This is a genomic window from uncultured Endozoicomonas sp. (assembly GCF_947495845.1).
Lineage (GTDB): Bacteria > Pseudomonadota > Gammaproteobacteria > Pseudomonadales > Endozoicomonadaceae > Endozoicomonas.
In genome coordinates this window covers 197,858-210,927 of the sequence record NZ_CANMAO010000004.1, presented here as the reverse complement: position 1 = coordinate 210,927, position 13,070 = coordinate 197,858, and the positions used below count along the sequence as shown (strand labels likewise).

The 13,070-nt window shown below is 48.0% G+C and carries 8 protein-coding genes; 5 read left to right on the top strand and 3 right to left on the bottom strand.

Annotated elements, in window-relative coordinates; translation table 11 throughout:
• Nucleotides 1-10: 10 nt before the first annotated feature.
• The 4 genes from carB (at nt 11) to Q1B11_RS05175 (ending at nt 6,187) form a co-directional block, all read left to right on the top strand.
• A complete protein-coding gene (carB, locus tag Q1B11_RS05190) occupies nt 11-3,256 on the top strand; it encodes a carbamoyl-phosphate synthase large subunit (RefSeq protein ID WP_299728647.1) in 3,246 nt (1,081 codons plus the stop codon).
• Nucleotides 3,253-3,729, top strand: coding sequence for a transcription elongation factor GreA (gene greA / locus Q1B11_RS05185; protein ID WP_299728644.1), 477 nt, complete (start codon nt 3,253-3,255; stop codon nt 3,727-3,729). Before carB ends, greA begins: the two co-directional genes overlap by 4 nt.
• Before the next feature lie 121 nt (nt 3,730-3,850).
• A complete protein-coding gene (locus Q1B11_RS05180; RefSeq protein WP_299728641.1) occupies nt 3,851-5,002 on the top strand; it encodes a hypothetical protein in 1,152 nt (383 codons plus the stop codon).
• Between the two features lie 15 nt (nt 5,003-5,017).
• Nucleotides 5,018-6,187 (top strand): hypothetical protein, encoded by a 1,170-nt coding sequence (locus Q1B11_RS05175; protein WP_299728638.1) that lies wholly within the window; start codon nt 5,018-5,020, stop codon nt 6,185-6,187.
• A 123-nt stretch (nt 6,188-6,310) separates the two neighbouring features.
• Here the strand turns inward: Q1B11_RS05175 and uvrA are convergent, their stop codons facing one another.
• The 3 genes from uvrA to Q1B11_RS05160 all read right to left on the bottom strand — a co-directional run bounded on the left by uvrA (nt 6,311) and on the right by Q1B11_RS05160 (nt 11,443).
• Entirely contained in the window at nt 6,311-9,148 is a 2,838-nt protein-coding gene (uvrA, locus tag Q1B11_RS05170; protein ID WP_299728635.1) for an excinuclease ABC subunit UvrA, read from the bottom strand.
• A 75-nt stretch (nt 9,149-9,223) separates the two neighbouring features.
• Nucleotides 9,224-9,928 carry a hypothetical protein gene (locus Q1B11_RS05165; RefSeq protein WP_299728632.1) on the bottom strand — a complete coding sequence of 235 codons (705 nt, stop codon included), beginning with the start codon at nt 9,926-9,928 and terminating at the stop codon, nt 9,224-9,226.
• Between the two features lie 819 nt (nt 9,929-10,747).
• A complete protein-coding gene (locus Q1B11_RS05160) occupies nt 10,748-11,443 on the bottom strand; it encodes a hypothetical protein (protein ID WP_299728629.1) in 696 nt (231 codons plus the stop codon).
• A 201-nt stretch (nt 11,444-11,644) separates the two neighbouring features.
• Here Q1B11_RS05160 and Q1B11_RS05155 point away from each other — a divergent pair, with 201 nt between their 5' ends.
• The gene (locus Q1B11_RS05155) at nt 11,645-12,988 is read left to right on the top strand and encodes an MFS transporter (protein ID WP_299728626.1); all 1,344 of its coding nucleotides are present in this window, start codon (nt 11,645-11,647) and stop codon (nt 12,986-12,988) included.
• The last annotated feature ends 82 nt before the right edge of the window (nt 12,989-13,070 follow it).

The window sequence follows — 13,070 nt, the reverse complement described above, 5'->3', positions numbered from 1 at the left end:
TTGAAAGAAAATGCCAAAACGTACTGACATAGAAAGCATTCTGATCCTCGGGGCTGGACCGATTATTATTGGCCAGGCCTGTGAGTTTGACTACTCCGGCGCTCAGGCTTGTAAAGCCCTGAAGGAAGAGGGTTACCGGGTTATTCTGGTGAACTCCAACCCCGCGACGATCATGACCGACCCGACCATGGCGGACTCAACCTATATTGAGCCGATCCGTTGGGAAACCGTGGAAAAAATCATCGAGAAAGAACGCCCTGATGCGATCTTGCCCACCATGGGCGGTCAGACGGCACTGAACTGTGCGCTGGATCTGTTCCATAAAGGCGTGTTGGACAAATACAACGTCGCCATGATTGGTGCCAATCAGGAAGCCATCGATAAAGCGGAAGATCGCCAACTGTTTGATACGGCGATGAAGAATATCGGCCTTGAAACACCGAATTCCGGCATTGCTCATACCATGGAAGAAGCCCGTGCGGTTCTTGAGCAGGTGGGCTTCCCTTGTATCATTCGTCCGTCGTTTACTATGGGCGGTACCGGTGGTGGTATTGCCTATAACAAAGCGGAATTCGAAGAGATTTGTTTCCGTGGATTGGATCTGTCACCGACCAGCGAACTGTTGATTGATGAGTCGCTGATCGGCTGGAAAGAGTATGAGATGGAAGTGGTGCGTGACCGTAAGGATAACTGCATCATTGTTTGTGCCATCGAAAACTTTGACCCCATGGGCGTGCATACTGGGGACTCCATCACCGTAGCGCCTGCGCAAACTCTTACGGATAAGGAATACCAGATCATGCGGAACGCATCCATTGCGGTGCTGCGTGAGATTGGTGTGGAGACCGGCGGCTCTAACGTACAGTTTGGCATCTGCCCGGATACGGGCCGTATGGTAGTGATCGAAATGAACCCGCGGGTGTCTCGTTCGTCGGCTCTCGCCTCTAAAGCCACGGGTTTCCCCATTGCCCGTGTTGCTGCCAAGCTGGCCGTGGGTTATACGCTGGATGAGCTGAGCAACGAAATCACCGGCGGTATTGTTCCAGCGTCGTTTGAACCGTCTATTGATTACGTTGTTACCAAAATTCCACGGTTTGCCTTCGAGAAATTCCCACAGGCTGATGATCGTCTGACCACTCAGATGAAATCCGTGGGTGAAGTCATGGCCATTGGTCGTTCATTCCAGGAATCGATGCAGAAAGCACTGCGTGGTTTGGAAACCGGCGCCACCGGTTTTAACTCCATGTTTGATTTCAAACTGGATGATTGCTCTGCGGACGAAAAAGCCGATGCTTTATCCGTCATCCGTCGTGAGCTCGTTATCCCGAAAGCGGAGCGCATTTACTACGTTGCTGATGCGTTCCGTGCGGGCATGACGTTGGAAGAAGTGTTTGCCGAGTGCAAGATTGATCCATGGTTCCTGGTGCAGATTGAAGATCTGGTCAAAGAAGAAACCGTACTGACCACAGAAACGCTGGCAACTATCAGCAAAGAGCGTCTGTTCCGTCTGAAGCAGAAAGGTTTCAGTGATGAACGTCTGGCACAAGTGCTGAACATTGATGAGTCTGAAATAAGAAATCATCGTCGTCAGCTGGGTATCAAGCCAGTTTACAAAAGAGTGGATACTTGCGCGGCAGAATTCCAGTCCACGACAGCGTACATGTACTCTTCCTACGATGAAGAGTGTGAAGCAGAACCGTCCAACCGTGAAAAAATCATGGTGATCGGCGGTGGCCCGAACCGAATTGGTCAGGGCATCGAGTTCGACTACTGCTGCGTTCACGCAGCACTGGCCGCCCGGGAAGACGGTTACGAAACCATTATGGTGAACTGTAATCCGGAAACTGTTTCTACGGACTACGACACCTCGGATCGTCTCTATTTTGAGCCAATCACACTGGAAGATGTGCTGGCCATTATCGACGTTGAAAAACCAAAAGGCGTTATCGTTCAGTTCGGTGGACAAACCCCTCTGAAACTGGCTCGTGCCCTTGAGGCGGAAGGCGTGCCTATTATTGGCACCAGCCCGGAAGCCATCGACCGTGCGGAAGATCGCGAACGCTTCCAGCAGATGATCCAGAAACTGGATCTGTTGCAGCCAGCAAACGCGACAGTTCGCAGCGAAGAACAAGCGGTTGAGAAAGCAAAAGAAATTGGTTATCCCCTGGTGGTTCGCCCATCTTACGTTCTCGGTGGCCGCGCCATGGAGATCGTTGCCGGTGAAGATGAACTGATTCGCTACATGAAAGACGCTGTACAGGTATCCAATGATAGTCCAGTTCTGCTGGATTACTTCCTGAACCGTGCGGTTGAGGTCGATGTGGATGCAGTATGCGACGGTGAACGTGTGGTTATCGGTGCCATCATGCAGCACATCGAACAGGCGGGTATTCATTCCGGTGATTCCAGCTGTTCTTTGCCACCTTACAGTCTGAGCCGTCGTCATCAGGATGAAATTCGTGAACAGGTGCGTGCCATGGCGCTGGAGCTGGGCGTTGTCGGCTTGATGAACGTGCAGCTGGCGATTCAGGACGACGAGATCTACGTGATTGAGGTGAATCCTCGTGCTTCCCGTACGGTGCCGTTTGTTTCCAAGTGCATTGGTCACTCTCTGGCAAAAGTCGCTGCTCGTGTCATGATGGGCAAGAGTCTGGAAGAATTGAACTTCACCACGGAAATTGTGCCGCCTTACTTCAGCGTGAAAGAGGCGATTTTCCCGTTCAATAAATTCCCGGGTGTTGACCCGATTCTCGGCCCGGAGATGAAATCCACCGGTGAAGTAATGGGCGTTGGTGCAACCTTCCCGGAAGCGTTTCACAAAGCTCAGCTGGCAGAAAACATGATGTTGCCTCAGGGTGGTAAAGTTATTTTGTCGGTGCGCGACTTTGACAAACCTGAAGTGCCCATGGTTGCTCGTCTGCTCATGGATATTGGCTTCGAATTACTGGCGACTTCCGGTACGGCCAAGGTGATTGAAGAGGCCGGATTGCCCGTTACGGTAATTAACAAGGTGAGTCAGGGAAGACCGCACTTAGTGGACATGATCGTTAATGGTGATATAGCCTTCATGATTAACACCACTGAGGGGCGTCAGGCTATTGCCGATTCTTACTTGATTCGCCGTTCCGCCCTTACCAATAAGGTGCTATACACAACCACCATGGCGGGGGCGGAAGCGATTGCGCGTTCAATCGCTTTTGGATCAGAGAGACTGGTCAGACGCCTTCAGGATCTACACGAAGGTAACGTTGGATGAATAGAATTCCTATGACAGTGGAGGGCGAGAAAGCCCTTCGCGAGGAACTGAACCATTTGAAAAAGGTCGAGCGTCCACGGATTTCTGCAGCCATTGCAGAAGCCCGTGAGCTGGGCGACCTGAAGGAAAACGCAGAATATCACGCTGCCCGGGAGCAGCAGAGTTTTGCCGAAGGTCGGGTTAATGATATCGAAGCCAAGCTGTCTAACGCCATGGTGATCGATGTCACCACCATCGCGAAAACGGGCAAGGTGATTTTTGGTACCACTGTCGTCTTGATCAATCTTGAGAATGATCAGGAAGTGGAATACAAAATTGTTGGTGATGATGAGGCGGAAATCAAGATCCAGAAGATCTCTGTGAACTCCCCTATTGCCCGCGCGTTAATTGGCAAGGAAGAGGGCGATGTCGTGATCGTCAATACACCCTCCGGTAGCGTTGAATATGAAATTGATGAAGTAAAACACATCTAGTTATCAGCGACACATTGCATCTAAAAAAAGGCACTCTCACAGTGCCTTTTTTTTTGTTGTCTATACTACAGGCTCGTTTGCTTTGATTGCATTTCACTACTGTTACATCTGCGGAGTCCATATGATGATAACGACACTGAGAGCCTTCTTTTTTTTAATTTCTGCCTCTTTAATGTTGGGAGCACTGCCTGCAAGAGCTGTTGATATCCAGTTTAATACGCTGCCAGATGAATACTTATCAGACACGTTTACCAATCTGATCCGTGAGGCTAAACCGGGCTGGTGGGGAAACTGGAGTCTCAGTAAAAATATCGCTGTTGGAGCCATAGGGGTGATCGGAAGTGATTCTTCATTTCAGCCTTCCGGCCTTCACCTCAGTGATCTGAAAAAGAAAACGCTTCCGATGTCGGAAAAATTAAAAGTGTCAACACAGCATGTAGTCGGGCCGAATGTAGTATTAACTAATATGGCAGCGGAATCGGAAGAGGCCAGTGGAGAGGTCTCGTTAAAATGGGAGTTTTATGCTAAAGGTGCCATGTCGGCTCAGTGGAGCATTGTTGAACAGCAAAGCATGTCAAATACGGTTGATACCATTCAGAAAAACATGGATCTACTGAAATCTGCGGCGCAAGATATGAATATGTTGAACCCTTTGACAGGAGAGATTACTCAGGGGTTTGGTGTTATTACTGGCGTTATATTGGCAAAAGGCGGGGTTAATCTTGCGTCAGTATCGGATTCGGCCCAATGGAGTATCAGCGGTGAAGGGAAAAGCCTGAAAGGAATGCTGGGCAATGCCAAAGGATCAGCGAGTTATTCCAGTGTAGAAAGTAGTAGTAATGTGGTTTCTGTTGTCTGGCCTGCAGCACCGAATGAGGTGGCGGAAGAGCTGGTACCTGTCGCTTATACCTTTGCATCGATCCATGGGGAAACAGTTATTCCCTTATGGATTGATAAAATAAACGACTTTGAACTTGTGTTTCAGAACAACGGTAGCTACGCGGTGATTGCAACGGTTTCCTATAACACGCCCAATGGCAGAGAAGAAAAAAGTACGGAAATAACTGGATTTTTAAAAGGGGCTATCGGCGATATTCCCCTTGATGCCACCAGTCTGGCGCTTAAACTGGAATTCGTTGGTAGTATTCCCTACACCGTTCAATATGACAGCTGGAATACTCCATTAGGTACGTGGCTGACCGGTAAGCGACACATTGATATCTGGGGTTGGTGGCCAGAGCATCCGAGCTTCACCATTCATGAAGAAGAGTAAACGGGTGGTTCTGGGATGAACTTTATACTGACCAGGTCAGATAATGTTTGCTGGCTGAAGCTTTTGATTGTTCTGCTTGGGGTGGGGTGTATTCCTCAGTCTGTTGCCGATAATTATTTTAAAAAACTTGAGCCTGGTATCATCACCAGAACCTTTAATGATCTGATCCGACGAAGCCATCCTAACTATTGGGGGAACTTCAATCTCGACCCCTTGATTAAGCCTGGTGCTATCGGATTGATAGATCGAAGCAGTGGCGTTTTCCAGTTCAGTGGTGAATATCTGCAGAACTATGAGGTTATCACCTCGCCTTTAAGTGAGGTTATGAAACTCTCTACTGAGCATGTGAAAGAATCCAAGCTTGAAGCGAATGCACAGGCTTCAAACGCAGAAGTAGGACAGGCTGAGGTAAAGGCCAGCTGGACACTGAAGAAAAAAGGAGCCATGGTCACCCGTTGGGTTTTAACGGAGAAACTTCATCTAAAAGACGCTGGACGAGTGATTCGAGGCAATTTGGATTTGATCCGTTCTCTGGCCGAGAGTGAGTCGATGTATGACTACTCAACAGGGATTTCTCAGGGTTTTGGTGTCATTACTGGCGTGATTATGGGGAAAGGCGGGATGAATATTGCTTCTTTAAGTGATCGTTCCACATTTTCGATCAGTGGTGGGGCTTCTTCCATTAGGGCTATGTTATCGCACGCATCTGGTGATGCGGCCTACAACTCCATTGAAAGCGAAGGTAATGTGCTGAGCTTTGTCTGGCCAGCTGAAGAGTTGAAAAGTGATGCGGGATTAGTGCCAGTGGCTTTTACTTTTGCTTCACTGGATGGTGAAAAGGTTATTATGTCCTGGGTGAAACCGATCACTGATTTCTGGTTTATATTCAATAATCATGGTCTTCACTATGTTTCTATTAATGTTGATTATACCAGCGCGGGGAGTAAACATCGGGTAGAAGAAGCGGTGATGCCCTTGTCAAAACGGGAGGTCAGCATTCCCCTGGATTCAACCAATGTAAACTTGGCTATGGACTATTGGCGTACTGGTACAACGGTTCAGACTTATCGTTGGAAAACCCCGTTGGGCACATGGCCAACCGGGGTTCGGCATATTGATATTAAGGGCTCTTGGCCAATGTACCCGTCATTCTATATTCGGGAAGAAGCCTTTTCATCCAAGTGATCTAGTGTATGGAAACGTTAATACCCATACCGTTAATACTGAGCGGAGTCGAAGTGTGGTGCTTTGATCCTTCGACTCCGCTCAGGATGAACAGTGGTGTATGTCTTATAACGCTTGGCTGTACTAGGTAAGCATTGGCTTCAAGAATCTACCTGTATGAGATGCGGCTATTGCTGCGACCTCTTCAGGTGTACCTGCTGCAATGATCTGACCACCTCCGTCGCCACCTTCAGGGCCTAGATCAACAATCCAGTCTGCTGTTTTAATCACATCCAGATTGTGTTCAATCACCACTACACTGTTGCCGTGGTCTCTCAGACGATGGAGCACTGCAAGCAACTGCTCAATATCGTAGAAGTGCAGGCCGGTGGTGGGTTCATCAAGAATATACAACGTCTTTCCGGTATCTCGTTTTGACAACTCTTTTGCCAGTTTGACCCGCTGGGCTTCTCCGCCCGACAGCGTTGTCGCATTCTGACCCAGATGGATATAGGAAAGGCCAACATCCATGAGCGTCTGAAGCTTGCGTTTAACCGCAGGAATGGCATCGAAGTATTGCAATGCATCTTCAACGGTCATTGCCAGCACTTCATCAATGCTTTTGCCCTTGTATTTTACTTCCAAAGTTTCACGGTTGTAGCGCTTGCCCTTACAGACGTCACAGGCCACATAAATATCCGGCAGGAAGTGCATTTCTACCTTGATAACCCCGTCACCCTGACAGGCCTCGCAACGTCCACCTTTTACATTGAAACTGAAACGACCGGGCTTGTAACCCCGGGAGCGTGCTTCCTGAGTGCCAGAAAACAGATCACGAATGGCGGTGAAAATACCGGTGTAGGTGGCGGGGTTTGATCTTGGTGTTCTACCAATGGGGCTCTGGTCAATATCAATGCATTTATCAAAGTTGCTGATACCGGAGAGCTTTTTATACGGAGCGGCGGTCAGTGTGGTTGCTTTGTTCAGGTGGGTCGCCGCCAGCGGGTAAAGAGTACCGTTAATCAATGTGGATTTGCCGGAACCCGAAACACCGGTAATGCAGGTCATTAAACCCACCGGAATTTCCAGAGAAACATTTTTCAGGTTGTTACCAGTGCAACCTGAAAGCTTCAGCATTTTTTTCGCATCGACAGGCGTTCTCTTTTCCGGGATTTCTATCTTGCGGATACCGGACAGGTATTGACCGGTTACCGATGCCGGATTATTCATAACCTGATCGGGTGTGCCTTCCGCAACAATGGTGCCGCCGTGCACACCGGCCCCGGGACCAATGTCGATCACATAATCAGCACTGCGAATAGCGTCTTCATCGTGTTCTACGACAATGACCGTATTACCAAGATCCCGCAGGCGAGTCAGGGTACTTAACAGACGTTCGTTATCACGCTGGTGAAGCCCGATGCTTGGCTCGTCCAGAATGTACATAACACCCACAAGGCCGGCGCCAATCTGGCTGGCCAGACGGATTCGCTGAGCTTCACCACCGGAAAGCGTGTCGGCACTGCGATCAAGCGTCAGATAATTAAGACCCACATTGACCAGAAAACTGAGCCGGTCGCAAATCTCTTTTAAGACCTTCTTGGCAATCTCACCACGACGGCCAGGAAGATCCAGTGTCTGGAAATACGCCAGCGCTTTTTCCACAGGAAGCTTCACCAGTTCAGGCAGGGTTTCATCCTGAACAAAGACATTGCGAGCTTCCGTTCTCAAACGTGCACCTTTACAGGATGGGCAATTTTGAGTGCTCAGGTATTTGGTGAGCTCTTCCCGAACGGACTGGGAGTCTGTATCCCGAAAACGACGCTCAAAGTTTGGAATAATACCTTCAAACGGGTGTCGTTTTTTATAAACGTCACCGCGATCATTTACGTAGCTGAAGTTAACTTCGTCATCACCGGAACCGTGAAGAATGACCTCTTGCTGTGTAGCAGTCAGATCATCAAATGGTGTATCAATACTGAAGCCGTAATGGGCTGCCAAGGATTTAAGGAGGTGGAAGTAGTAAACACTTCGGCGATCCCATCCTCGAATGGCGCCTTCAGCGAGGGTTAGTTCAGGGTGTTGAACAATGCGATCCTGATCAAAAAATTGTTTAACCCCAAGACCATCACAGGTTGGACAAGCTCCTGCCGGGTTATTGAAGGAAAAGAGCCTTGGCTCCAGTTCATTCAAGCTATAACCACACTCAGGGCAGGCAAAGCGGGAAGAAAAGACAATGTCGTCTTTCTTCTCTTTGGCATCGTCATCATCCATGTAGCTGATGGCGGCCAGACCATCGGTGAGCTCCAGTGCGGTTTCAAAAGATTCTGACAGTCGCAGCTGCAGGTCGTCACGCACTTTAAATCGGTCAACCACTACTTCGATGGTGTGTTTCTTTTTCTTGTCCAGCTTGGGCAATGAATCCAGATCGGTCACGATGCCATTGATGCGGGCGCGGATAAAACCATTGCTTTTCAGTTCACTGAATACATGCAGGTGTTCACCTTTACGGGCACGAACCACCGGTGCCAACAGCATCAGCTTGGTGCCCTCGGGCATCGCCAGAACCTGGTCGACCATTTGGCTGACAGTCTGAGCTTCCAGCGTTAGATGATGGGTGGGGCAACGGGGAATGCCGGTTCTGGCAAACAATAATCGAAGGTAGTCGTATATTTCGGTGATGGTGCCCACGGTGGAGCGAGGGTTGTGGCTGGTGGATTTTTGCTCGATAGAAATGGCCGGTGATAATCCCTCGATATGATCCACATCCGGCTTTTCCATCATGGACAGAAATTGGCGAGCATAGGCAGACAGAGACTCTACGTAACGTCTCTGGCCCTCAGCGTACAGGGTATCGAATGCCAGTGACGATTTACCAGAACCGGACAGGCCGGTAATCACAATCAGGCTGTCACGGGGCATTTCAAGATTTATATTTTTCAGATTGTGTGTGCGGGCACCTTGTACGGTGATCTTTTCCACAGCCTTTTCTCCGTGCCAGTTGTAGAGCCACCATTCATAGGGAATGAACGTCTGGCTCAGAGAGCAAACGGAGTATTATAAATACTCAAGCGCCAAGTCTGTAGCAAAAATCCCCATATTCAGCATTAACATCCAGAGATGACCATTGAAATAGAAATTCCCCTGGGCATCACTGAAGTAGCCGCCGCATTGGCAGTCCCATCCTAACGCCGCCGCATCGAGGGCTAGAGTTAACAAGTGACCTGAAGAAAGCTGTTCTTTCAGAGTATGAAGTCCATCATTTTCCGTCGCGTCGTTATTTTCAATATTCTGTACTGGTGTTTGTTCTGCATGGTCGGGATAAAAGTAAGAAGAAATGTAATCCCAGCCGTGGTGAGCAAGTGAAAGAAAGTAATATGAAAAGAAAAAGGTGCTGGTTGTTGTTCTGCTTTTTGGCATATCCGAACAGGGGCAGATAGGTGGGTTAAGCAACTTATAGCCGGAATCTGCAAACTTCCAAATGTGAATGGCCATATAAGCCCAGTTTAAGATTTGTCGGGTTTGAATCAGAAATGTGCGCAGTTCCTCACGATCATCACGAACTGTCAGTAGAACATAATGGTTATTGGATGCAGAGTCAGACAGATTGCATTGAGATTCTTTCAGCTGCTGTAACGCTTCCGGGCGATCATTACTGGAGATTATGCAGTGGGTGCTATCACCTTCCCCGATAGGTGAGTAAATGGCCGTTATCGACTTTGTCTGGTTTAAAGGGTTTTTAATATCAGGAAGAAAGGCCAAGGAAGTTGTACTATAGAATAGTGCGACAATAGACCAAGCCCAAAAAGTGAGTCCCCTTAGGGTTGCCGTTGTTTTTATGGTTGTTTTCTGAATTGTGCTTTTTCTCATAAGGCTTTTAGAGCTCTATATAAAAAAGGTGTTTGCTACTTCCTATCCTCTGGTAGCAGGCATTACCTAATATAAGATAGAACAATAAATTGGATTTTATAGGAATATAAGTACCCAACCATACGAAACCATATTTTCTGGCTCAGTGGTCAGCCACTCTCGGCAACTGGCTCCTGCGTTGCTCTATCTCCTGCATCCATGCAGTCGTGCGGCGTTACATCTACGATCACATAGCTACGGCTATGCTCACTTCGATGTGCCTTGCACAGTAACTACCCACTAAGCCAGAAATATTCGATTTCATATGATCGAGTACTTAGTTGGTTAAAACGTCCTTTTTAAATGTTAAAAGATGAGGGCTGTATGGTTATCCGACTCTGCGGCTATAAGGTGAGCCTATTGGCTTGCGCATTCATACGTCTGGTCGTTCCAGTGCGATATTCGGTTCACCGTTATATCTGAAAGCATTGGTTTGCCGATGAGTGAGAGGCACGCGTCAGGTTGCATTCCAGCGCACTCGATAGCATCTTTGTTTTGGTATAAGTAAGTACCCAACCATATGAAATCATATTTTCTGACTTGTTGATCAGCCCCTCTGACTGCGTTGCAACTCTGGTCACATAGCTCGCTATGCTCCCGCCGTTGCGCCTTGCAGAGAACCTGATCAACAAGCCAGAAATATTCGATTCCATATGGCCGGGTACTTAGAGTTTATAAGAAGCGGTCAATTAAAAAGTTTAATAAATCCACACCGACCATAAGTCGATTTACGTCGAATGTACCCAGATAAAATTGATCATTCCACCACATGATTAAATCAGAGAAGAGAAGCCAACCATGTTCACCTGCTGTCCAAGCTTCAATGGGGCAGTCTATCTCATTTTCACCAAAAGTGGATGGGTAATTGTTATGCAGGAATGGGGACAGTGTATCCTTTGCATATGCGCTGAAGCCTATATAGTAGAAGTAGGAGGCAATGGCATGGCCAATAGCCGGGACTGGCTGTGCCGAAAGAAGATTGGTGATAATCAGGGGAACGTTACGCCCCAGGTTGATTGCGTGAATACCCGCCCCAAGCCACATCAGATAATATTTAGACGACATTAATAGTGTTTTGCTAACACCGTTGCTTTCAACGGTGACTTTGACATTAATATCTTCCTGAGCAGACAGTGTTTCCAGCGTACAACCTTTTTGCAGCAATATTTCCCGTTGTTCCATGCTGTGTTCATTGCCAGAGGTATAACACCGGATTTCGTTGCCATGACTGTTAATATGATAATACGTCGCGGTGATTTCTGGTTTGTCAGAGGCTTTGGCTTGAAAGCTGAGCAAGAGGAAAACAATGCACAATAAGTGTTGGGCCGGTGAAGGCAAGTCATTAATAAGTGATTTTATATTTATCATGATGGTGGCTCTTTACGGGTGCCTTGATAACCATTCAGGAGACGTACAACGATAGCAATACTAGTCGAGGATTCGGCTTTTGGTGGATGAATTTCTGGAAAGTGCACTGTGATTTGATAGCTTGCTCGCTGTGAACCCTGATAGAATTGATGAAATAAATCTATCAATTATTGATAGCGCAAAGGATGTCGTTGTTACCCCATGTCATTTGTTGAATTAAAAGCTGCTATATCCCTGACTCTGGTCTTTGTCTTCCGCATGCTCGGTCTCTTTATGGTGCTGCCTGTTCTGGCATTGTTTACTGAAGACCTGCAAGGTGCCTCGCCAGCAACCGTTGGTCTGGCCATCGGTGCTTATGGATTCAGTCAGGCATTGTTACAAATTCCCTTCGGCTGGATGTCGGATCGCTGGGGTAGAAAGCCTGTCATATTAATGGGGCTCTTTATTTTTCTGGTAGGCAGCTTGGTCGCGGCTGAGGCAACCTCCATGACGGATATTATTATCGGGCGAATATTACAGGGCTGTGGTGCCATTTCTGGCGCTGTGACCGCATTAATGGCAGACCTGACTCGAGAGCAAAATCGTACGAAAGCGATGGCAATGATCGGTATGGGCATTGGTGTGGCATTTGGTATTGCTATGGTGGTTGGCCCGATGGTGAGTAATGCCTGGGGTTTGTCTGGGTTGTTTATTTCCAATGGCATGATGTCGGTTGTCGCGATGCTCATTGTCCTGTTTGTGGTGCCCACGCCGGTTGTTAAACGCAGAGATCTTAATAGCTCTGTTGATTGCTCAGGCTTACGTCAGGTCTTTACGGATCGGCAATTACTCCGGCATGTGTCGGGTATCTTTACGCTTCACTTTGTATTGATGGCATTGTTTGTATTTATTCCCGGGCTGTTGAGTCATGACTATGCACAGTCAACCCATGGTTCTATTTACCTGGCGGTGATTGGTGGATCATTTGTATTGATGGTTCCCATGATTATCTTCAGTGAAAAGCAACGGCGGATAAAGCAGTGTTACAGCCTTAGTATTGTTATGTTGTTTATGGCGTTTGCACTTATTTCCCAAGGTGAACTGAACTCAATATGGTTACTGGTCGGGTTGTTTCTCTTCTTCTTTGGGTTTAACTTTCTGGAAGCGACGCTGCCTTCGCTGGTCAGTAAAATTTCTCCGGCGGGAACCCGTGGCACCGTAATGGGTGTTTATTCTACCAGCCAGTTTCTAGGAGCTGCTTTGGGAGGCAGTGTTGGCGGTCTATCACTGGAAGCCGGTGGCCTGATTGGTGCGCTGGTTGTTTGTACAATTCCTACTGCCTTGTGGTGGTGGTTGTCTGTTACCATGAAACAACCCCCTTATGTGAGTACAATGGTCGTCGCACTGCATTCCGAGCTTGATGAAATGAGCACGGTCAGTGAACGGCTTGCCTGCATTGCAGGCGTTCAGGAAGTAACGGTTTTACCCGCAGAGAAAACCGCGTATCTTAAAGTAGATAAGCAGCTTCTGGACTTGTCGAGTCTCAGGGAATTCGGGCATTGTTAGACAAATTGCCTGCTACAAATAATAAGTCGGTGGGAACTTCCCTTAGTTCGGCAGTTCTAAATATGGAATAACGGAGTCTGGA